Source organism: Clostridium tanneri (assembly GCF_033659955.1).
Classification (GTDB): domain Bacteria; phylum Bacillota; class Clostridia; order Clostridiales; family Clostridiaceae; genus Clostridium_AM; species Clostridium_AM tanneri.
On record NZ_JARUJP010000001.1, the window covers coordinates 402,768 to 424,682 of the forward strand.

A 21,915-nucleotide genomic window follows, 5' to 3' on the forward strand; every position below is an offset into this window, starting at 1 on the left:
ACTTATAAAACATAATAAAAATATAAGGTTACATTTTTTATAACAAAGACTTCCCTCTTTACTAAAGAGTCCACCGCCTAAAAATTCTTTTTACTGTCTATCATAAGTGTAACAGGGCCATCATTTTCTATAGTCACCATCATGTCTGCACCAAATTTTCCTGTTTCAACCTTAGGAACAATTTCCCTACACTGTCTTACAAATTCTTCATAAATTTTTTCTGCTTCTTCTCCACCTAAAGCCTCTATAAAGCTTGGTCTTCTACCTTTTCTACAATCTCCATATAAAGTAAATTGTGAAACTACTAGAAGGTCACCACCTATATCCATAAGGGATTTATTAAGCTTACCATTTTCGTCTTCGAATATTCTTAAATTAAGTACTTTATCTTTTATATAACTTAGGTCCTCTAAGGTATCTTCTTTAGATATACCAAGTAAAACATTTAACCCTTTATTAATTTCCCCTATTAATTCTCCATCTACTACTACCTTTGAGTATTTAACTCTTTGTACCACCACACGCATTAAAAACACCCCTTAAAATTTTATTAAGTAGAAGTAAGATTCAGCAGAGAATCCTCTAGCTGAATCTTATCTATAAATACAAATATGAAAAGTTATCTCTTAGTTCTATATACATCAAGAACTCCTCTAATTTTTCTTATTCTTTTCATAACATCTTTTAAATCTTCGATATCAGATATCTTTAATTGTATACTAATATAGGCAATATTGTTCTTAGCAGGTTTAGCATTTACTGCATATAGAGAGGTTTTGCTATTGCTTATGATTTCCATAGACTCAGCCAGTAGTCCTTCTCTATTTTCTGCTTGAATTTGAATTTCCGTTACATATTCAGCACCTTTAGGTCTTCCCCAACTTACTTCTATAAGTTTATTATTCTCATTTTGTAGTAGGAAATCTACATTCTTACAGTCCTCTCTATGTATAGAAACTCCTCTTCCTTTTGTAATATAGCCTATTATCTCATCCCCTGGAACAGGATTGCAGCATTTTGCAAACCTTACAAGTACATTGGTCTCACCTTTTACAATTACCCCTGGAGATTTTTGTTTCACTTTATTAGGCTTAGCAGCTCCCCTATTTAATTGCTCTTGAATGACTCTCCAATCATTACTTTCGCTTTTTTCTGTTTTATAGAACATTTCCTTTATCTTAATCACTATAGTTGAGGGAACTACAGCACCTACACCTACTGCTGCATATAAATCGTCAGCAGAATTCATATTATATCTTTTTAATATACTGTCTAGTATATCCCCTTTTCCTATTTCTCCAAAGTTATACCCCTGCTTCTTAGCTTCCCTTTCAAGTAGCTCTTTTCCTTTAATAATATTTTCCTCACGTTTGGCTTTCTTAAACCAAGCTCTTATTTTGCTTTTTGCCTGATTACTCTTCACTAAATTTAGCCAATCAATACTAGGACCCTTTGGTGTACTAGAGGACAATATCTCAACAATTTCACCAGTTTTCAATTGATAATCTAACGGAACCATCTTGCCATTTACCTTTGCACCTACACACCTATTTCCAATATCAGTGTGTATTTTATATGCAAAATCTATAGGTGTGGCCTCATTAGGTAAGTTAATTACAGTTCCCTTTGGAGTAAATACAAATACTTCATCTGAGAATAAATCTATCTTAAAACCTTCCATAAATTCTTCTGCATCGGAAGTTTCGCCCTGCCATTCTAAAATTTCTCTAAGCCAGGTGAGCTTTTTATCTATATCTTCTGCGTTGTCGACACCTTCTTTGTATTTCCAGTGAGCTGCTATTCCATACTCAGCAGTTTTGTGCATTTCAAAGGTTCTAATTTGTATCTCAAAAGGTTTTCCCTGTGGTCCAATTACTGTGGTATGTAGAGATTGATACATATTAGGCTTCGGCATCGCAATATAGTCTTTAAATCTGCCAGGTATAGGTTTAAATATAGTATGAACTATTCCCAATACTGCATAACAATCTTTTACACTATCAACCAATATTCTTATAGCAGTTAAATCGAATATTTGATCGATAGTCCTATTTTTTTTCACCATTTTTCTATATATGCTGTAGAAGTGCTTAGGTCTTCCTTCTATATCACATGGGATAGCCGCCTTATTAAGGTTATTCTCTAATTGGTTTACTATTTCTTCTATATAATTTTCTCTCTCAACTCGTTTTTCCGCTATTTTTCTAACTATAAAGTAGTATTCATTTGCATTCATATATCTGAAAGCTAAATCTTCTAACTCCCACTTAATTTTTGACATACCTAATCTATGGGCAAGGGGAGCATATATATCAAAGGTTTCTTTAGCCTTTTCTTTTTGCTTTTCTACAGGCATATATTTTAATGTTCTCATATTGTGTAATCTATCTGCTAGCTTTATTAATATAACTCTTATATCCTTTGCCATAGCAAGGAGCATTTTTCTCACATTATCTGCCTGCTGCTCTTCTTTTGTTTTATATTTTATCTTACCAAGCTTAGTTACACCATCTACAAGATTAGCAATTTCTACACTAAATTCTCTGCTTAGGTCTTCAAAGCTATACTCTGTATCTTCTATTACATCATGGAGTAGTCCTGCTGTAATTGTACTGGTGTCCATGCCCATCTCTGCTAATATACACGCCACCTCTACGGGGTGAGCTATATAAGGTTCACCGGACTCTCTCCTTTGATCCTTATGTGCTTCATAGGCAAGGTTATATGCTTTTTTTACCATCTCTTTATCTACATTACTACAATTTTTATCTATTTTCTCCATTATCTTTTCCAGCATACTACTACTCCCTTAAAATCAATGGCTGGTTACCAAAACCAGCCATTATTTTTTATTACTATTATATTATATACTGTAGAAACTTGCAATTTTAAATTATTTATATATATAATTAAATGTCATACTCCACTAAAGACATTACTTCATAGTTTTCTAACTTATCTCTTCCCTTTAAATCCTTTAATTCTATTACAAAGTCTAGAGTTACAACTTCTCCTCCAACTTGCTCAACCAGCTTAGCAACTGTACTTATAGTTCCACCTGTTGCTAGTAGATCATCTATAACAGCAACTCTTTGACCTGGTTTAATTGCATCTTTATGTATTTCTAATTCATCACTACCATATTCTAAATCATAGTTTATGCTTATAGTTTCATATGGAAGCTTACCCTTTTTTCTTACTGGAACAAATCCAGCTCCTATAGCATAGGCTACTGGTACTCCAAATAGAAAACCTCTAGCTTCTGGACCTACTACCATATCTATGTTTTTATCTTTAAGATGTTCTACTATCTTGTCTATTGTATATTTGAATGCATCCTTATCCTGTAATATAGTAGAAATATCTTTAAAGCTTATTCCTTCCTTTGGAAATCCATCTATTATTCTTATCTTTTCCTTTAAATCCACTTAGTATTCCCCCTCAATTATTGTTAGGCGAAAACTCGAGAAATATCTCAAATTTTATACCATCTTATTATATATTAATTATTGACATATATTCAAGTTTTAAAACACATTTTTAAAGAACACACAGCTCATTTCCTCTTATTTCGTTCTTTAAATATTTAGCTATCTGTTCAGCCCTGTCCATATTAGTGGTAGTAAAAAGTTCTACCGCTATTCTAGCGTTATCTACACACCTTCTATTCTTCACTGAAGGTATAATATTATGTGCTAATCTGTATATACTTTCCTTATTTATACTTGAGATTTTATGCACCTTTAACAAAGCCTTAAATCCATAGTTATTGGTATAATTCAAATGATGAATTCCTTGATTAACTATGAGTTTATTTTCACCAGTTATATTAAAACCCTTTGATAAGGTTCCAAGCATGGCTAAATCCAAATATTTACTTATACATTTCATCTGATAATACATAGATATAGCCTGTGCCAGCTTAAAAGCAATTCCTCCTGCTGTTAAAACCTTACAGGGATAGCTGCAGCCTTTTTGATTTGGATTTATTATAACGGTATCTGGCAATTCTTTTTTGCATTTATGGTTATCTGTTATAATAACATCTATGCCTAACTCCTTGCACAGTTCTACCTGAGAAACAGAATTCACTCCGCAGCCTACAGTTATCATTAGCTTTGCACCTAAAAACTTTATATGATTTCTTACCACATCTGAGTTTATGCCAAACTTTTCATCTATATCATCAGAAACAAAATACTCTACATCTGCATTTAAATACTTTAAAACCAGCAGCAATAAAGATACTGATGCTATACCATCTAAATCATAGTATCCATAAATTACTATCTTTTCTCTTTCATTTACTGCCTTTATTATTCTAGTTAAGGCCTCTTTCATTCCCTTTAAGCGAAAGGGGTCTTGCATATGTGTAAACTCTGAATGATGTATTTTAGTGTTTTGTCTCTCCATAATAAAATCCTCCAAATTTATCGAAAGCATATATATTATAAATGATATTGTCGTTTTTTACAAATACTTTATAGAAGGATTTGATAGCAATAAAAAATCTAGAGTTTCATATACTCTAGATTTTTTATTTTATCATATTAAACTAGTATTTTAAAGAGTTTACTACTTTGCAGGCTGTAATTTCTTTTTGCCTCCATGTTTTTTTAGCATTACCCAGAAAGGAGTTGCTATAAATATTGATGAATAGCATCCTGATATTATACCTATTAAAAGTGGTTCTGAGAAGTTTCTTATTGAAGGCACATAAGCATAAACTGCAAATAATGTAATTACAACAGTTAAAACTGTATTTATAGATCTAGCCACAGTTTGAGTTATGCTGGCATTTGCAAGCTCTGTTACACTCATTCTTCTAGCATATTTTTGGTTTTCTCTTATTCTGTCAAAAACAACTATAGTATCGTTTATAGAATAACCTATAACTGTTAGTATAGCTGCTATGAAACTTGAATCTATAGGTATTCTAAAGATAGAATATACTGCTAACATTACAAATATGTCATGCACAATTGATAAAATCGCTGCCATTCCAAATTTAAACTCGAATCTTATGCCTATATATATCAGCATTGCAACAGTTGCTAATAAAACTGCTTGAATAGCCTTATTTCTTGTTTCCTTACCAATTGCAGCACCGATATTTTCTTGATTTGTTAAACTGCTCTCTTTAAACTTTGCTTTAACATCTTTTTCGATGCTGCTTATATTGTCACTAGTTAAATTAGCACTCTTTATCTCAATAAAAGTGTTATTTACCTTATTAGACTGAAAATCTTTATCATACTTTTTAACTATGGCATCAATATCTGCTTTATTAAAGTCTTTACCAATGTTAAATTGAACTACTGTACCACCTTTGAAATCCAAACCGTATTCCAAGCCTCTAGTAGCCATGAAGCCAAGTCCTACTACTATTATAATTGCAGAAATAGTAAACCATATCTTAGTTTTTTCTATGATTTTAAGCATACTATTTTACCCCCCTTCTGAAATCATGTACTCCGAAGGTTCCTATGGACCATTTATGCTTAAACCATCCCATGCCAGCAGCAAGTTTTATTAACCATCTTGTCACTGTTATAGCGGTAAACATACTTAAAGCAACACCTATAATCAGTGTCAATGCGAAACCTTTAACAGAACCTGAACCAAGTCCGTAAAGTACAACACCGGCAATGATTGTAGTTATATTAGCATCAAGTACAGAAGACATAGCTCTATGGAAACCTGAATCTATTGCTGCCTTAATAGATTTTCCACTTTTAAGTTCTTCCTTCATTCTTTCAAATATAAGTATGCTGGCATCTACCGCCATACCTACTGTAAGAAGGAAACCTGCTATACCTGATAGAGTTAAAGTAACATTTACACTTGCAAAGGCTAAAAGCACTATGTATATATATAGTACCAATGCTATACTTGCAATAACTCCTGGTATTCTATAGTAAAGAATCATAAATATCATTACTATTGCTATACCAACTTTACCAGCTAAAATACTTAATGGAAGTGCGTTTGCACCTAGTGATGCTCCTATTGTCTTAACTTCTACTGGTTTAACAGTAACAGGTAGTGCACCAGAGTTAATTATATTAGCCTGTCTCTTAGCTTCGTCAAGACTCTTGCTTCCTGTAATTACAGCTTTACCATTAGTTATATGAGCTTGAACCGTTGGGCTTGTAAGCTCATCCTCATCCATGGTAATAGTTATAGGCTGACCTATAAACTTTTGAGTTGCATCTGCAAACTTTCTAGTTCCAGCATCATTTAGCTCAAGACTTATTGTTGGTTTTCCATCCTGTGAATCTACATATGCTGTAGCCTTTTTAACATCTTTACCAGTAAGAATAGTCTGCTTATCTGGACCTACAAACTTAAGCTCACCAGTTTTAGCAACACCATCGATAACTTCTTTAGCATCATACTTTCCTGGTATTTCTATTCTTATTCTCTTTTGTCCTTCTCTTGTAACAACAGTTTCACTTACTCCCAGCTTGTTAACTCTCATAGACAATAATTCTGTTACCTTGCTCATAGTCTCTTGGTCAACTTTATCAGCCTGAATTTCTTCTAGAACAGAAACTCCCCCCTGAAGATCAAGTCCTCTATTTATAACTTCACTAAAGGGTTTTAATCTATATCCTCCAGCAGTGACTCCATAGACACCAGAATAAGCTAGAAAACCTATTACAAGTACACATAGTATAAATAGTACGGTACTTTTTGTCCTATTCTTCATTTTCATCCTCCTTTGTGTATAATCAGTTCCTTATATTTACAAACATATACATAAGCCATTATATTACTTTAAAAAAATCCCGTCAATAAAAAAGATTAGTCAATATTTATAAGATTTAAGTACTTTGTAAACTATATATGGATTTTGTAAATACTACTACTTTTCTTCCATAACTTTTGATTTTAATGCAATTGCACACTCTATTCTCTTTTTCTGCATCTTACATCCTAATGAATATGGTATATTCATGTCACCATTAAAGTTGTAGTTATTTGCTTGACATCCTCCACTGCAGTAAAATCTTGCCCAGCATTTTTTACACTCTGGCTTGTTATATATGTGGGCTTTCTTGAACTTATTTTCTATATCTTTATTTAATTCTTTATTGTCATATATGCTTCCAACTTTAAAATCTTCATTTCCTACAAATTGATGACATGGGTATATATCTCCATCTGGAGTTATAGCTACATATTCATGTCCAGCTCCGCAGCCTGATATTCTCTTATATACACAAGGTCCGCCCTGAAGATCTATATTGAAATGATAGAATTTAAACTCTCTTCCCTCTTTATGACGTTTAACCATTTCCTCATAAAGCTTATCATATTGCTCATATATAGTTGGAAGGTCTTCCTCTCTTAATGAAAGAGGATGTTCTTCTGGAAGAACTACTGGTTCTACAGATATTTCATCAAAACCCTCTTCTGCTAAAAACTTTACATCCTCAAAGAAATCGGTATTTTCTCTTGTAAAGGTTCCTCTAGCATAGTACTGTTTTGACTTGTCCCTCACTTCTACCATCTTCTTTATTTTAGGCAATATAGCATCAAAGCTTCCGCTTCCGTCTACCCTTACCCTTACTTTGTCATTTATTTCTTTTCTTCCATCTATGCTTAAAACTATATTTCCCATATTTTTATCTAGATAGTCCATTATCTCATCGTTTAATAGAGTTGCATTAGTTGTCATCGTAAATCTTATGTTTTTATTATGCATTTTTTCCTTTTCTTTCCCATATTCTACGATTTCCTTTATAGTATTAAAGGCCATTAATGGTTCTCCACCAAATAAATCTATCTCAATATTTTTTCTAGGACCGGATTTTTCTATAACAAAATCTATAGATTTTTTTCCTACTTCTGCAGACATCATTTTTCTACAGCCTTTGTACTCTCCTTCATCTGCAAAGCAATATTTACATCTTAAGTTACAGTCATGCACTATATTTAGACACAATGCTTTTACAAAGGATTCTCCATTATCAGAAGCTAAAGCTATTCCTTCATATAGATCCTTTGAGTATAGTATTCCCTCTGTAACTAGCTCTTCAACTTCACCGTAAGCTTCCCTTATTATTTCTTCTGAATACTTGTCCTTAAATTCAGCTAAAAGTTCATCTAAACCTCTTAACTTTTCATCATCTAAAAGATCGTACACCAATTCATCCACTACATGTACTGATCCTGAATTTATATCAATTATGTAATAATCTTCACCTTGTTTAAACTTATGTATATCTGCCACTTTAATTTCCTCCTTGTTAAATGTACCTATTTATAAATTATTTTAATTAATTATACTCTAAACACAAAGCTATAAATGTCTACTTAAAGTTAAAGCAGTAACATTATGTTACTGCTTTAATGTATATTAATTTTCGCAAGCTAAGTTAGCCACTGTACAAGAAGTTTTGCATGCTGATTGACATGAGTTAGCACACTCTTTGCATCCTGGCTTCTTTAAGCTGTCCTTTAAGTTAGTTCTGTTTATTGTTCTTATATGTTTCATATAAAATTCCTCCATTTTTAAAGTTTTCCGTTTGATTATAACATAAACTAAGGATAAAATAAAGTTTTAATAATGGACAATTTCCTTAGATGCTTACTGCTATTTTACAAATTTATTCCTATAATTCCTGACAATGCCCCTACAAACACAGCAAGGAAAAACCTGAGCATTCTGTCTGTGCCTATAACTGCTGAGTTTCCTGATATTACCGAAACTATATAAAGTATAGATAAGTACAACAGTGTGACAAGAATTCCTATAAACCAACCTCTTCTTTTGATTTTTCTAACTGCATAAATAGCTCCGTACATTATGCTTAAAAGAGTTGTGATAAGATAAAACATTGAGCTTACACTTTCACTAACATCAATAAAGGTCATTATAACTGCAAAAATCAAAAGTAATACCACTGTTATGATAAAACCCCTAAGTACCCCTTCCGCCGCAGGAAGGTAGCTGTTGTTTTTTTCCATAAAAAACACCTCCCATCTAATAGTATCTATGTAGAGAGAAGGTGTTTTATGATTAAAATTTAGGCTTCCTTTTTAGTTTCAACCTTTTTTTCTTCTGGTTTCTTCTCAAGAGGCTCAACTTCAGCTAATAAATTTAACACTCCAGTTTTATCAAGCTTTATTTTAACTCTGTCTGGTCCAGTTTGCACTATGATAAATCTGTCCTGAGTATTTACTATCTTACCTACCATACCGCCTTTAGTCATAATTTCATCATTTACTTTAAGGTTGTCTAACATTGCTCTGTATTTCTTTTTTCTTTTATTTTCTGGTATAAATATTATTAAGTAAAAGAAGAGCATCATGAATAATATTGGTGATAATTGAATTAATAGTTTCATCCTATTCACCTCCTTTATTTCTGTCTTATCCATTTATAATAAGTTAACAATGGACAATAGATAGATAAGGTTCTCTTTTATAAAATTTCACTTAACATCAATTGTCCTCTGTCAATTATCTACCATATTTATTAATTGCAACAATTCCTTAGTGGGAGTATTGTCTAAGCTACGCTCTTCCACCCCATTGCTCCAGCTTCTCTTTCTTATATTCTTTAAAATAATCTCCGTCAATAGCATCTCTTATTTCCTTCATAAGATTATTGTAGAAGTAAAGATTGTGTAGTACGCAAAGTCTCATCGCAAGCATTTCCTTGGCCTTAAATAAGTGTCTTATATAAGCTCTTGAATAATTCTTACATGTAGGACACTGACAGCCTTCATCTATTGGACTACCATCCAACTCAAATTTTGCATTCATTAAGTTTATTTTACCATCTTTAGTAAATACATGTCCATGCCTTCCATTTCTCGCTGGAAGAACACAATCAAAAAAGTCTACTCCTCTATCTACAGCTTCAAGTATATTACTTGGGAGACCTACACCCATAAGATAAATTGGCTTATCCTCTGGAAGATGGGGAGCAACTGCATCTATTATTCTGTACATTTCCTCATGGGTTTCTCCAACTGCTAAACCTCCGATAGCATAGCCGTCTAGGTCTAATTTAGTTATAGTTTTAGCATGTTCTATTCTTATATCCTCATATACTCCACCTTGATTTATTCCAAAAAGCATTTGCTTTTTATTTATAGTATCTGGTAGAGAATTTAATCTATCCATTTCCTCTTTGCATCTATGAAGCCATCTAGTGGTTCTTTCTACAGATTTTATAACATACTCTCTAGGTGAAGGGTTTGGTATGCATTCATCAAAGGCCATAGCTATTGTAGAAGCTAAATTGCTTTGTATTCTCATGCTTTCTTCCGGTCCCATAAATATCTTCTTTCCATCAATATGAGAGTTAAAGTATACTCCTTCTTCTTTAATCTTTCTCATCTTTGATAATGAAAACACTTGGAAACCACCGGAATCTGTTAAAATAGGTCTATCCCAGTTCATAAATTTATGTAATCCACCCATTTTTCTCACTACTTCATCACCAGGTCTTAAATGAAGATGGTAGGTATTAGAAAGTTCAACCTGACATCCTATTTCCTTTAAATCCATGCTAGACACAGCTCCCTTTATGGCTGCTAATGTTCCTACATTCATAAATACTGGAGTCTGAACTACACCATGAGGAGTGGTAAATTCTCCTCTTCTAGCCTTTCCACTTTTCTTAAGTAATTTGTACATCTAAACACTCCTTTTTCAACTAGCCTTATATAATCTATTAGTAACTAACTTTTTAGAATTTAATCTTACTTTATAAACATAGCATCTCCAAAGCTAAAAAATCTATATCTTTCCTTTACCGCTAAGTCATAGGCCTTCATTACATTTTCTCTTCCAGCTAAAGCACTTACAAGCATTATTAAAGTTGACTGTGGAAGATGGAAATTTGTAATTAGTTTATCTACGATTTTATATTTGTATCCCGGGTATATAAATATATCTGTCCATCCTGACTGTTCTCTTACCCTTCCGTTTTCATCACCTATAGTTTCTAAGGTCCTACAGGAAGTAGTTCCCACTGCTATCACATTTTTTCCACTTTCCTTTGTTCTATTTATTATATCAGCAGTAGCCTTTGACATACAATAGTATTCTGAATGCATATTGTGCTCTAGTATATTTTCTACCTTTACAGGTCTAAAAGTTCCAAGTCCAACATGGAGGGTTAAAAAGGCTATATTTACACCCTTTTCTTTTATCTGCTCTAAAAGTTCCTTGGTAAAATGAAGGCCAGCTGTAGGTGCTGCTGCTGATCCCTGTTCTTTAGAGTAAACAGTTTGGTACATTTCCTTATCATCAAGCTTTTCTGTTATATATGGAGGCAGCGGCATTTGCCCTAATCTGTCTAAAACTTCTTCAAATATACCTTCATATTCAAATTTAACTATTCTACTTCCTTCTTCTCCCATACCTACAACTTCTGCTTTAAGCTCTTCGTTTCCAAATACAAATCTACTACCTATCTGGGCTCTCTTACCTGGTTTAACTAGGGTCTCCCAGGTATCCTTATCTGTTCTTTTTAAAAGTAAGAACTCCATTTTCCCGCCAGTGCCTTCTTTTCCGCCTATAAGTCTTGCTGGAAGTACTCTTGTATCGTTAAGTACAAGACAGTCCCCAGGCTGCAGATAATCCACTATATCTTTAAAAATCTTATGTTCAATTTCACCTGTTTCCTTATCTAAAAGCATTAATCTTGCTTCATCCCTTTGCTCTAATGGATGTTGAGCAATCAACTCTTCTGGTAAGTAAAAATCAAAGTCTGTAACCTTCAAAATATTCCACACTCTCTTTCTTTTGTAAGCTAATTATTTATCAAATATAGAGGATTGATTACCTGATACTCTATCTGGCTTTTTTACTCTATTTAGGTGCACATAAGCACTATCTGATGCCACTCTTCCTCTTGGTGTCCTTATTATAAAGCCCTTTTGTAACAAGTAGGGTTCATAGACATCTTGAATAGTATCCAGTTCTTCTCCAATAAAGTACGCAAGAGTTTCAAGTCCAACAGGCCCTCCATTAAAGCTATCTATTATTGCTGTTAATATTTTATTATCTATACTGTCAAAACCTTCTTTATCTACATCTAAAAGTTCTAAAGCTGCCTTTGTTGTTTCCAAGTCTATTATTCCCGTTCCTCTAACATCTGAATAGTCTCTCACTCTTTTTAAGAGTCTGTTAGCTATTCTTGGTGTTCCTCTTGATCTCTTTCCTATTTCATAAGCAGCCTCTTCATCTATTTCTGTATTTAATATCCTAGCAGATCTTACTATGATCTCTTTAAGCTCATCATTTTCATAAAATTCCATAGGACATAATACACCAAATCTGTCCCTCAAAGGTGATGTTAAAAGACCTACTCTTGTAGTTGCTCCTATAAGAGTAAATTTAGGAAGGTCCAGTCTTATAGATTTCGCAGAAGCTCCTTTTCCAATAACAATGTCTAGAGCATAATCCTCCATAGCAGGGTACAGTATTTCTTCAACATTCCTATTTAATCTATGAATTTCATCTATAAATAAGACATCATAATCATTAAGACTTGTTAAAATTGCTGCTAAATCTCCTGCTCTTTCTATAGCTGGTCCTGAAGTAACCTTTAAAGTTCCTCCCATTTCCATAGCTATGATATTTGCTAAGGTAGTTTTACCTAGACCTGGTGGTCCATAGAGGAGTACATGATCTAATGCTTCTTTTCTTTTTTTAGCCGCTTCTATAAAAATCTTAAGCTTATCCTTAACCTTTTTTTGTCCAATATATTCCTTTAATCTTTGAGGTCTCAAGCTATATTCATTATCTCTATCCTCATCTAAATTTGAAGCCGTTACTATTCTTTCTTCCATAACCACCACCACCTATTTTTAACTCATTAAAATCTTTAATGCTTTTTTAATAATATTTTCTACAGACTCCCCTTTATCTACAGAAGCTAGAGCCTTTTGTCCTTCTTTCTCCGTATATCCTAAGGCCATAAGAGCTTCTAATGCTTCTGATATATTTTCTGTATTCTGTTCTATATTTATAGCCCCTTCACCAGCTTCACCTATAAGTTCATCTGGCTGTATCTTATCTTTTAGCTCCAAAATAATTCTTTGGGCCATCTTCTTACCTATTCCCGGTGCCCTAGTAATTGTCTTTTCATCTCCAGATAGTATTGCATATTTTAAGTTATTCACATTGCTTATAGATAAAAGTGACAAGGATGCCTTTGCTCCTACTCCACTTATAGTCAGCAGCAGGTTAAACATATTAAGTTCTTCTTTAGTTAAAAAGCCGTATAAGCCTATAAAGTCTTCTCTTACAATTTGCTGCAAATAAAGAAAAATCTCTTCTCCTGCTTTAGGAGTTTTAGCTAAAGTACTACCGGAAGTATATATTTTATAGCCTATGCCATTATTTTCAACTACTATGTAATCCTTATTCATACCAATGTAGTTTCCCTTTATATATTCATACATAGTTTTCCTCCAAAATTATAAATATCACATATTACTTTACCATTTTGATGAATTTAATTCAAGTAAAGTAAAAGCGCCCTGAAGGCTATTATTCATAGTCTTCAAGGCGTGATTCTGCTTCTTCTCTTGTATCACATTGAAAATAGTTATCTCCACGGGTTAAAAGTTGGATATCTGCTTGTTTAAGCTTATCAATCCTTATATCAGTTATATCTCTTTTATCATTTTCAATAAACATATTTCCATCTTTATCTGTTTTATATATAGCAATACATTGATCTTTTATGCCAAGAACGTATTTATTAGGAGCATATTTGTCTACTTCTCTCATCATTATAACCTCAGATGGAGTCATGCTTTGAACTTTATAACCTTCATCCTTATAAGTCTCTTCTATTTGAGATTTATTTTTCGCAGATATATCTCTAGCTTTTTCCTCTTTATCAATTATAATTTCATTGCTTTTTGCATATTTTGTTTTGAAAATCACATTAGAACCAGTTGATATTATTCCCTCTGCACTGGAGTTTACAGTTAGAGCGTCTCTTCCTTTGTTATTCTCAACCTGATATCTATCCTTCTTTAGGTTTGTATTTTTTAATTTACTTATGCATATATAATAGCTTAAACCAAAAATTGTAATAGTTAAAAAGACTAATAAAACAGTTCGTATTTTTCTTTTATCCATAATATCCCTCCTCAGAGATATTATGGACAGATACCTGTAATATTATACATTCCCATGTGTAAAAAATTTAACTATTAATATAAGAAGTTTATTTTGAGAAAAATATAAGAAAAGAAGAAGTTTCCTATGCAAATAATTTACACTATTAAGACTAATTTAATTATAACATTGATACTAACATATGATATAATAATTTTTACTGTTTAATTTAGTATTAATTAGTAAAAGATATATATTAACTTAGGAGGGAATTATTAATAAATGATTACTGTAATAAATCTTACTATTGTATTATTACTTGTATTTATGAACGGTTTTTTCGTTGCGGCAGAGTTTTCAGTAGTTAAAGTACGAAAATCTAGAATAGAAACTTTAGTACTTGAAGGAAATAAAAGTGCAAAACATACCTTAAAGGTTGTTAATGATCTAAATTCATACTTATCTGCCTGCCAGCTAGGAATAACTTTAGCATCCCTAGGTTTAGGATGGGTAGGAGAACCTGCAATTGCTAAATCTCTTGAACCATTATTTAAACTATTCAACTTATCGGAAGTAACTATGCATTCAATATCCTTTATAATAGCCTTCACAATAATAACAGCTTTTCACATTGTACTTGGAGAGTTAGTACCTAAGTCTTTGGCTATTATAAGTGCAGAAAAAATATCTATGTATACAGCTCAACCTCTAATCCTATTTTACAAACTAACTTATCCTGTAATGTGGGCTTTTAATCACAGTACCAATGCTATTTTAAAATTATTTGGTCTATCAATTGTGGATGAACATGAAGCAGCTCATACAGATGAGGAAATAAAGTTATTAGTTGAAGATAGTTATAAGCATGGCTTAATTGATAAAACGGAACTGACTTTTGTAGATAATATATTTGATTTTTCAGAAACAACGGTAAAAGACATAATGATACCTCGTACTGATATGGCCTGTGTTTTTATTGAGGATTCCTTTGATGAGATAATAGCCTATACATTAGAGGAACAATTAACTAGGTACCCAGTATGCAGAGAAAGCAAGGATAATGTTATTGGTTTTATACACATCAAGGACCTATATAAACAAAAAATCGAAGGTAATACTGAGAACATAAAAGATATTATTCGTGAGGCTAAATTTGTTCCGGAATCACTGTCAATAAGCGAGTTATTTAAAGTGTTTCAGAGAGAAAAAGTACAAATGGCAATAATTGTTGATGAGTATGGTGGAACAGCTGGATTGCTAACAATTGAGGATATCTTAGAAGAGATAGTCGGTGAAATTCAAGATGAGTTTGATGAAGAAAGTGAAGAAATTATAAGAAATAAAGAAGGTAATTACATTGTAGATGGAAAGGTTCTTATTGAGGATATAAATGACCTGCTAGAACCTACTATTGAATCAGAAAATATTGACACCATAGGAGGATGGATATATTCACAATTAAAGTCCTATCCACAAATTAACGACAAAATCCACTATGAGGGTTATGAATTTATCATATTAAAATGTGATAAGAAAAGAATAAACAAAGTACTAATTAAAAAGTCACCAGAGCAAAGCTAAAACATATCTTTGGTTATTGATTAATAGCTAAGTAGGTGCAAATTATTAAAAATTATTTTAAAATATTTATACGACCTTAACTTACGGATATATATTTCTAACACAAACTCTTTTAATACTGACTTTAGTTCCAAAATTGCACTGGCTATTAAGCCAGTGCAATTTTATTGTTTGTTTTAGTTTTATTTTAAATTTAACTGAGCTTTAATTTGTAGTTTATCTCCTAAAAAAGTTAAATTAGTATATAGCTTTTTGAAACTTATATTTTAATTTATGGTATTAAATGGTACAATCTATCTGTAAGTCAATTTAGGCTTATAAACTAATATTTCTTTAATATTAAATCTTTCACAGATAAATGATCAAGATGGGAGTTTTGAATTATAGAAAAGAGAGGATTTGATTTTTATATGAATTTTATTTTAGGTACTCCAAATAAATATTTATATATACTTATTTTTTTATGGATGGCTTTTGGTAATCGTTTTATGGATATGAATAACGAAGAAAAACATGTCTTTTTTAACATATTAGGTAAAACACAATTAGTATCTATATATTTTCTGCTAATAATATCCTCAGTGCATATCACTAATAATTTAAACTTAATCAATTTATCATATTTATATTTTATAATAACTATAAATATAGTAATTGCTTTATTGGTATTCTATTTAAAATTAGATAAATTTATAGACAAGATATTAAAAAAATATGTGACAAATAAATTTATTCATTCTTTATTAGTTATTATTTGTTTCGGAACAATGTTTATACATGAGTTTTTTCCTCAACTTTCCTTCATAAAAAACCATACCACCATTATACTTTCAGTATTCTGTCCATTACAATTTTTTTATGTAAAATATATAAAATAAACCACTCCTCACATGAATTTTTATATACATTCACATGAAAAATGGTTTGTCATAATCATTAATTACTAAAATACCAATGTTTATCTTTAGTTATGATAAACATTAAAGTTTTTTGATGTTTTAAAACATCTGTAAACCCTTTATTCTTCAAATCCTTCTGGGAATTCAGCGTTGTGATAAACGTCTTGAACGTCATCGTCATCCTCAAGCTTATCAATAAGCTTTTGAATCTTCACTGCTGTTTCCATATCTACTGCAGACATAGTATCTGGTATCATTGTTACTTCAGCTGATAGGAATTCAAGTCCTGCTCCTTCTAAAGCTTCTCTAACTGTACCAAAATCTTCTGGAGTAGTAGTTATTTCAAACACTTCTTCTTGAGCATCGAAATCCTCTGCACCAGCATCTAAAGCTAACATCATGATTTCATCTTCATCCATGTTATCTTGTCTTTCAATAACAATCTGTCCTTTAGTTTGGAACATGAAAGATACGCAGCCAGTTGAGCCCATGTTTCCACCTTGCTTTGTGAAAGCTGCTCTTACATTACCTGCTGTTCTATTTTTGTTGTCAGTTAAAGTTTTTACTATAACTGCAACTCCACTTGGACCATAGCCCTCGTAAACTATTTCTTCGTAGTTTACTCCTTCCATTTCTCCTGCACCTTTTTTGATTGCTCTTGTTACTGTATCTTGAGGCATATTATTAGCCTTTGCCTTTGCAATAACATCTCTTAGCTTAGCATTTGTATCTGGATTTGAACCACCATTTTTAGATGCTATAGCTAATTCCTTACCTATTTTAGTAAAGATTTTACCCTTTTTAGCATCCATTTTACCTTTTTTAGCTTGTATATTATGCCACTTTGAATGTCCTGACATATGTACTTCCCCCTAACTTATGGTTTGTATATTATATTGCTGCTTATTAACACTCGTATAATATTATTTAAAATAATTTTTATATGCAAATTTAACACCCAAATTCAATATACTGGGCAAAACACGTTAATTATTATATCATATAAGGGCTTTACAATTCAAATATTAGTATAATAAATTTTCTCTTATTCTAGTTTTCTTTAAATAGTCGGTTTTCCAATTTGAAATAGTAATCTTCATCTCCTATAATAATTTCACACTTACCATTGGTAGTTTCTACTACTCCCTTTTGTACTTCCTCAAGTATATCCAGCGGACAGTACATTGTAAGCTTAACCTTATCTGTATAATCAATATTCTCTATATGCCATAGGTTTTGCTCAAATAAGTATTGCACTTTGCCCAGCATATCATAATCTAATATAATATCTACTATTGATCCCTTAACCTTTTCAACTATGCCACCTTCACTAACGGCCATAGCTGCTCCTTTAGAGTACGCCCTTACAAGTCCACCTTTTCCTAGTAAAACACCGCCAAAGTATCTAGTAACTACCGCAACTACGTCTGTTATTTCATTCTTTTTTATAACTTCTAAAACTGGGATTCCACCTGTACCCTGCGGCTCTCCATCATCGCTATACCTTTGAATGCCTCTATTTTCTCCAATAACATAAGCATAAACATTATGTCTTGCTTCTCTATGCTCACTTTTTATCTTGTTTATAAAGTCTTTAGCTTCATCTTCTGTATAAACTCTTTTTACATGACCAATAAAAACAGATTTTTTCTCTTCAAATTCAGCTTTTGCTTCATCTTTTATAGTAAAATAACCCACTTAATATCACACCCTTCTATGAAATGAAGAATTAAAGTCAGTTACCTATTTTCATCTCTTCATTTCCAATTATATCAAAATATTCTTCTGCTGCTTTTTTAATATATTCTTTTTCTGTTTTACGGCAAATCTCCTTTATCTTTTCTTCAGCCTTTTTGCTTCTTAATTTTATTAAGGTTTTTATAGCGTACATAACTACTTGGGGATTGATGTCTTCTAGTGCCTTTAAAGCTATAGGCTCCATTGCTGAATCCCCAATTTTACCTGCAGCGGATACAGCCATCCGTCTTACATTAACATGGTTATGAACACAGGCTTTAATTAAAACATTTAATACCTCTTTGTCTCCAACTTCTCCTAGTATCCATACTGCATTTTCCTTTTCCTTAGTCTTCATGTCTCCATAGTTAGTCCTAATATAATTAATAAGCTTCTTCTTGCTACTTTCATCTAAACACTTAAGTACTTCAACCTTATCCAGCTTTCCTGACCTAGATATACTTTCAAAAAGTTCCTTCTCATTACTGCTCTTAGCTAAAATACCATATTTAATTTTTCCATCTAATATATGCTTTTGAATAGTTTCTCTGTTTAAATTTCTTATCTTACATAAACTATCAATAGACTTTCCTTCTATAAATAAAAAATATGTTATATCCTCTTCTGTATAGTTGTCAATTTCGCTCCATTCTATATTGAGCATTCCCCCTGGATTCAGAACACTCACCATCCTTTACTCTAGTATATTACCTATTATTTTTACCCCTTTTTCCATAGAATTTTCATCTGCTTGAGAAAATCCAATTCTAAAATATTCTCTTCCATCAGAAGGTACTTTGTAAAATAAAGTTCCTGGGGTAATAAGAACCTTTTTTTCCTTAGCCTTTCTAAACAACTCTATTGAATCAACCTCATTAGAATTATTTATTTTTAAATAAAAATGCAGTCCACCACCTGGACTTATAAAACTGACCTTGTCTCCTAAATACTTTCTTAAGTATTTCTCCATGAGTATATATCGTTCCTTATATACAAGCTTTAGATTATTTATATATTCCTTCCAACGGCCTTCTTTTATATACAAATCCAGTGCTCTCTGCATAAGACTTGAAGTAGATATATCTGTGTTTACCTTAGAGTTTTGAATACTTTCTTTAAACTTTAAAGGTGCTATTAAATATCCTATTCTTATTCCTGGTAGAAATATTTTTGAAAAACTTTTTATATATATTACCCTATCATTTTTATCAAGACTTTTAAAGCTTTTATACTCTATACTTTCATCATAAATTAATTCTGAAAGATAATCGTCTTCTATAATATAAAAATCATAAATTTCTGCTAGTCTCAATATTTTTTCCTTTTTTTCAATACTGTAGGTCATTCCTGTAGGGTTTTGAAAATAGCTCATAGTATAGAAACACTTAATTTTATTTTTTTTAAGTAGTTTTTCAAACTTCTCTACATCAACGCCATCTTTCTCTATGGGCAGCTCAAGTATATCTGCTCTTCTCCATTTGAAAACAGATAACGCACCGCTATAGGTAGGTTTTTCAACAACCACAGTGTCGTTGTTATTTATTAATGCCTTTGATATTATATCAATTCCCTGCTGTGCTCCAGAAACTATTAAAATATCATCACTATGGACTCTATCCTGCCAAAAAACCTCACTGATACTTTTTCTTAGTCCCTCATATCCTAATGCCTCTTGATATACAAGAGCCTCTGCACCGTCTCTATCTAGCACCTCATTAAGTACATCTTTAAAGGATGCCACAGGAAAAAAGTTGCTAAAAGGAGTCTCTCCTGTAAAATCTATATATTCCTTTAATCTTTCACCAGCTATTTTTTTTAAAACCTCAGAGTATTCCTTTTTGAAACTCTTATTTATATCCTTTCTCTTAGCATAGGTTCCACTGCCCATCTTCTGGAATGCATAACCATCCCCTTGAAGTTTCTTATAAGCATTAACTATGGTTACATTATTCACTTCTAGTAGTATTGCAAGGCTTCTTATAGATGGCAACTTCTCTCCATCTTCTAACTTATTTCCATCAATTAGTTTCTTTATGTGTTTTGCAATAGTAATATATTTAGGTATTTCTCCTTCTTTGAAATCTACATAGTATTTATCCATTTTAATTAACTCTCCAAATAACTTATTTAACTAAAAAATAAACGAACCTAAATTTAGTGTACCAAAATTTAAGTTCGCCAACCACAATTATACTTATGAATTTTTAAATAAAATAAACATTTTCTTTAAAAAGAACTTTACCATCTTCTGATCTATAATCTCTGGTTTCTCTTTTTATTACGTTTTTCTCCCAAAGCTTATTTAATACATCTTCCATATTTATTTCATAATTATAAAATAACTTATCGTTTTTTATATCCTCTGCACTTAAGAAACTGTCTTTTTCTCTCATATAATCTATTAAAATGTTAGTTAAATTCCTTATTGAACCATCTACATTTGTTTGTAAATAGTCAAGAGTGTTGTTTATAGCCTTTTCCATTTCTATTTTGTTGAAAAACAAATCATCTACAATCTTTCTAAAGCTATCGTTTAAATTCATTGCCATTGTCATAGCATCTTTACTTATCATATATCCAGAAGAGTTAACATATAATTTTGAATACTCCTGGGTAGCTTTAACTGCAGCTGTGTAGGCTGTATATATTCCGTTATTATATAAATACTTTTTACATAAACCTATGTTCTTTAGCACCTTGCCAAGATAAACCATATTCCATCTTTCTCTATCTAGATCAGGATAGTATCTTCCGTTGTCGTATCTAGCAGTTACCTGGCTATCCTTTGAAAAAACAAGTCTTGATGATGCAAATATTCTATGAATGAATCCCCCTCTTAAATCCTCTTCATGTAATTGCAAAAACTTATTTTTACCCATAAGTTTGATATGAACCGGGACATTTTTCTCCTCAGTATAGATATTTTCTATATCCGGATTTTTTTTGTCCAATATGACAAAAAGGTCTATATCCGATTCGTCCCACAAATCCCCTGTAACCATACTGCCGAATACCATAACTGCTAGAACTGAATCATTAGATTTCAGTCTTTCAATTATACTATTGAAAGCTTTTTGATATTGCAAGATAGTCCTCTCCATATTATTATTTTTCCCCCTTTTTTAAATTGAATGAACATTTAATTTTTTATATTATATAATACATTTTACCACAATTACAATAGTAAAACTGCACTAATGAATTTTTTCTTTCAAATTTTAAATATTTACTTTTGAAACCTCAATTCTTTTTCTATTGTCACAATTATTACACTTATATAAATGAGCACAGTAGTCCTCAGCATCATTCAAGGGCTGCTGAGGTCCATAAGGGTCTGAAAAATCCTGTACTCTCCCTAGGTTTTCCATAGTTCCTCCACATTCTTCACAGTCTGATCTTATATCATTTATTTTATTACATACAGGACATATTTTTCCCATAATTTATTCATCCTTTCCTAATAGACTTTAAGTATGTAAAATTTATTTATATGCTTAATATTATTTTTCCAATAATAAATATATATATTTAAGTTACTCATAATTATTTTTCCATATAAAAAAGGATGTACTAATTAGTTTCTAGTACATCCCTTACA

At 31.7% G+C, this 21,915-nt stretch carries 22 protein-coding genes; 1 reads left to right on the forward strand and 21 read right to left on the reverse strand.

Annotated features, from left to right (window positions below; all coding sequences use genetic code 11):
• Positions 1-77: 77 nt before the first annotated feature.
• From dtd to P8V03_RS02020, 15 genes are all read right to left on the reverse strand, one after another.
• Positions 78-527: a D-aminoacyl-tRNA deacylase gene (gene dtd, locus P8V03_RS01950; protein ID WP_318796573.1), complete on the reverse strand. Its 450-nt coding sequence runs from the start codon at positions 525-527 to the stop codon at positions 78-80.
• Positions 528-619: 92 nt separating this feature from the next.
• The gene (locus tag P8V03_RS01955; RefSeq protein WP_261671884.1) at positions 620-2,797 is read right to left on the reverse strand and encodes a RelA/SpoT family protein; all 2,178 of its coding nucleotides are present in this window, start codon (positions 2,795-2,797) and stop codon (positions 620-622) included.
• 112 nt (positions 2,798-2,909) lie between these two features.
• Positions 2,910-3,428, reverse strand: a complete 519-nt coding sequence (locus tag P8V03_RS01960) for an adenine phosphoribosyltransferase (protein WP_261671885.1) — start codon at positions 3,426-3,428, stop codon at positions 2,910-2,912.
• Positions 3,429-3,540: 112 nt separating this feature from the next.
• Positions 3,541-4,413 carry a DHH family phosphoesterase gene (locus tag P8V03_RS01965; protein ID WP_318796574.1) on the reverse strand — a complete coding sequence of 291 codons (873 nt, stop codon included), beginning with the start codon at positions 4,411-4,413 and terminating at the stop codon, positions 3,541-3,543.
• Between the two features lie 162 nt (positions 4,414-4,575).
• A complete protein-coding gene (gene secF, locus P8V03_RS01970; protein WP_261671887.1) occupies positions 4,576-5,442 on the reverse strand; it encodes a protein translocase subunit SecF in 867 nt (288 codons plus the stop codon).
• A gap of 1 nt (position 5,443) precedes the next feature.
• Positions 5,444-6,712, reverse strand: a complete 1,269-nt coding sequence (gene secD / locus P8V03_RS01975; RefSeq protein WP_318796575.1) for a protein translocase subunit SecD — start codon at positions 6,710-6,712, stop codon at positions 5,444-5,446.
• 156 nt (positions 6,713-6,868) lie between these two features.
• Positions 6,869-8,239: a thioether cross-link-forming SCIFF peptide maturase gene (scfB, locus tag P8V03_RS01980; RefSeq protein ID WP_318796577.1), complete on the reverse strand. Its 1,371-nt coding sequence runs from the start codon at positions 8,237-8,239 to the stop codon at positions 6,869-6,871.
• 126 nt (positions 8,240-8,365) lie between these two features.
• A complete protein-coding gene (gene scfA / locus P8V03_RS01985; RefSeq protein WP_261671890.1) occupies positions 8,366-8,503 on the reverse strand; it encodes a six-cysteine ranthipeptide SCIFF in 138 nt (45 codons plus the stop codon).
• A 104-nt stretch (positions 8,504-8,607) separates the two neighbouring features.
• Positions 8,608-8,976 carry a TIGR04086 family membrane protein gene (locus P8V03_RS01990; RefSeq protein WP_318796579.1) on the reverse strand — a complete coding sequence of 123 codons (369 nt, stop codon included), beginning with the start codon at positions 8,974-8,976 and terminating at the stop codon, positions 8,608-8,610.
• A 59-nt stretch (positions 8,977-9,035) separates the two neighbouring features.
• On the reverse strand, positions 9,036-9,356 hold the full coding sequence (gene yajC, locus P8V03_RS01995; RefSeq protein ID WP_318796581.1) for a preprotein translocase subunit YajC: 321 nt from the start codon (positions 9,354-9,356) through the stop codon (positions 9,036-9,038).
• Between the two features lie 169 nt (positions 9,357-9,525).
• Positions 9,526-10,656: a tRNA guanosine(34) transglycosylase Tgt gene (gene tgt, locus P8V03_RS02000; RefSeq protein ID WP_318796582.1), complete on the reverse strand. Its 1,131-nt coding sequence runs from the start codon at positions 10,654-10,656 to the stop codon at positions 9,526-9,528.
• 65 nt (positions 10,657-10,721) lie between these two features.
• On the reverse strand, positions 10,722-11,747 hold the full coding sequence (gene queA / locus P8V03_RS02005) for a tRNA preQ1(34) S-adenosylmethionine ribosyltransferase-isomerase QueA (RefSeq protein WP_261671894.1): 1,026 nt from the start codon (positions 11,745-11,747) through the stop codon (positions 10,722-10,724).
• 33 nt (positions 11,748-11,780) lie between these two features.
• Complete coding sequence (gene ruvB, locus P8V03_RS02010; protein ID WP_261671895.1) at positions 11,781-12,818, reverse strand: Holliday junction branch migration DNA helicase RuvB; 1,038 nt, start codon at positions 12,816-12,818, stop codon at positions 11,781-11,783.
• Between the two features lie 18 nt (positions 12,819-12,836).
• Positions 12,837-13,433 (reverse strand): Holliday junction branch migration protein RuvA, encoded by a 597-nt coding sequence (gene ruvA, locus P8V03_RS02015; protein WP_261671896.1) that lies wholly within the window; start codon positions 13,431-13,433, stop codon positions 12,837-12,839.
• A gap of 88 nt (positions 13,434-13,521) precedes the next feature.
• Entirely contained in the window at positions 13,522-14,121 is a 600-nt protein-coding gene (locus P8V03_RS02020) for a hypothetical protein (RefSeq protein ID WP_261671897.1), read from the reverse strand.
• Positions 14,122-14,382: 261 nt separating this feature from the next.
• Here P8V03_RS02020 and P8V03_RS02025 point away from each other — a divergent pair, with 261 nt between their 5' ends.
• A complete protein-coding gene (locus P8V03_RS02025; RefSeq protein ID WP_318796583.1) occupies positions 14,383-15,681 on the forward strand; it encodes a hemolysin family protein in 1,299 nt (432 codons plus the stop codon).
• A gap of 1,018 nt (positions 15,682-16,699) precedes the next feature.
• Here P8V03_RS02025 and P8V03_RS02030 read toward each other — a convergent pair.
• The 6 genes from P8V03_RS02030 to P8V03_RS02055 form a co-directional block, all read right to left on the reverse strand.
• Positions 16,700-17,440: a YebC/PmpR family DNA-binding transcriptional regulator gene (locus tag P8V03_RS02030; RefSeq protein WP_261671899.1), complete on the reverse strand. Its 741-nt coding sequence runs from the start codon at positions 17,438-17,440 to the stop codon at positions 16,700-16,702.
• Between the two features lie 190 nt (positions 17,441-17,630).
• Positions 17,631-18,278 carry a YigZ family protein gene (locus P8V03_RS02035; RefSeq protein ID WP_261671900.1) on the reverse strand — a complete coding sequence of 216 codons (648 nt, stop codon included), beginning with the start codon at positions 18,276-18,278 and terminating at the stop codon, positions 17,631-17,633.
• 37 nt (positions 18,279-18,315) lie between these two features.
• The gene (locus P8V03_RS02040) at positions 18,316-18,981 is read right to left on the reverse strand and encodes a HEAT repeat domain-containing protein (protein ID WP_318796584.1); all 666 of its coding nucleotides are present in this window, start codon (positions 18,979-18,981) and stop codon (positions 18,316-18,318) included.
• Positions 18,982-19,011: 30 nt separating this feature from the next.
• Entirely contained in the window at positions 19,012-20,418 is a 1,407-nt protein-coding gene (gene pdxR / locus P8V03_RS02045) for a MocR-like pyridoxine biosynthesis transcription factor PdxR (protein ID WP_318796585.1), read from the reverse strand.
• A gap of 103 nt (positions 20,419-20,521) precedes the next feature.
• On the reverse strand, positions 20,522-21,418 hold the full coding sequence (locus P8V03_RS02050) for a nucleotidyltransferase domain-containing protein (protein ID WP_261671903.1): 897 nt from the start codon (positions 21,416-21,418) through the stop codon (positions 20,522-20,524).
• A gap of 117 nt (positions 21,419-21,535) precedes the next feature.
• Positions 21,536-21,757 (reverse strand): hypothetical protein, encoded by a 222-nt coding sequence (locus P8V03_RS02055; protein ID WP_261671904.1) that lies wholly within the window; start codon positions 21,755-21,757, stop codon positions 21,536-21,538.
• Positions 21,758-21,915 lie beyond the last annotated feature (158 nt).

Coding starts and splice junctions, on each gene's coding strand:
- dtd (WP_318796573.1), bottom strand. CDS start 527: ATGCGTGTGGTGGTACAAAGAGTTAAATACTCAAAGGTAGTAGTAGAT.
- P8V03_RS01955 (WP_261671884.1), bottom strand. CDS start 2,797: ATGCTGGAAAAGATAATGGAGAAAATAGATAAAAATTGTAGTAATGTA.
- P8V03_RS01965 (WP_318796574.1), bottom strand. CDS start 4,413: ATGGAGAGACAAAACACTAAAATACATCATTCAGAGTTTACACATATG.
- secF (WP_261671887.1), bottom strand. CDS start 5,442: ATGCTTAAAATCATAGAAAAAACTAAGATATGGTTTACTATTTCTGCA.
- secD (WP_318796575.1), bottom strand. CDS start 6,712: ATGAAGAATAGGACAAAAAGTACCGTACTATTTATACTATGTGTACTT.
- scfA (WP_261671890.1), bottom strand. CDS start 8,503: ATGAAACATATAAGAACAATAAACAGAACTAACTTAAAGGACAGCTTA.
- P8V03_RS01990 (WP_318796579.1), bottom strand. CDS start 8,976: ATGGAAAAAAACAACAGCTACCTTCCTGCGGCGGAAGGGGTACTTAGG.
- yajC (WP_318796581.1), bottom strand. CDS start 9,356: ATGAAACTATTAATTCAATTATCACCAATATTATTCATGATGCTCTTC.
- tgt (WP_318796582.1), bottom strand. CDS start 10,656: ATGTACAAATTACTTAAGAAAAGTGGAAAGGCTAGAAGAGGAGAATTT.
- ruvB (WP_261671895.1), bottom strand. CDS start 12,818: ATGGAAGAAAGAATAGTAACGGCTTCAAATTTAGATGAGGATAGAGAT.
- ruvA (WP_261671896.1), bottom strand. CDS start 13,433: ATGTATGAATATATAAAGGGAAACTACATTGGTATGAATAAGGATTAC.
- P8V03_RS02020 (WP_261671897.1), bottom strand. CDS start 14,121: ATGGATAAAAGAAAAATACGAACTGTTTTATTAGTCTTTTTAACTATT.
- P8V03_RS02025 (WP_318796583.1), top strand. CDS start 14,383: ATGATTACTGTAATAAATCTTACTATTGTATTATTACTTGTATTTATG.
- P8V03_RS02030 (WP_261671899.1), bottom strand. CDS start 17,440: ATGTCAGGACATTCAAAGTGGCATAATATACAAGCTAAAAAAGGTAAA.
- P8V03_RS02040 (WP_318796584.1), bottom strand. CDS start 18,981: ATGCTCAATATAGAATGGAGCGAAATTGACAACTATACAGAAGAGGAT.
- pdxR (WP_318796585.1), bottom strand. CDS start 20,418: ATGGATAAATACTATGTAGATTTCAAAGAAGGAGAAATACCTAAATAT.
- P8V03_RS02050 (WP_261671903.1), bottom strand. CDS start 21,418: ATGGAGAGGACTATCTTGCAATATCAAAAAGCTTTCAATAGTATAATT.
- P8V03_RS02055 (WP_261671904.1), bottom strand. CDS start 21,757: ATGGGAAAAATATGTCCTGTATGTAATAAAATAAATGATATAAGATCA.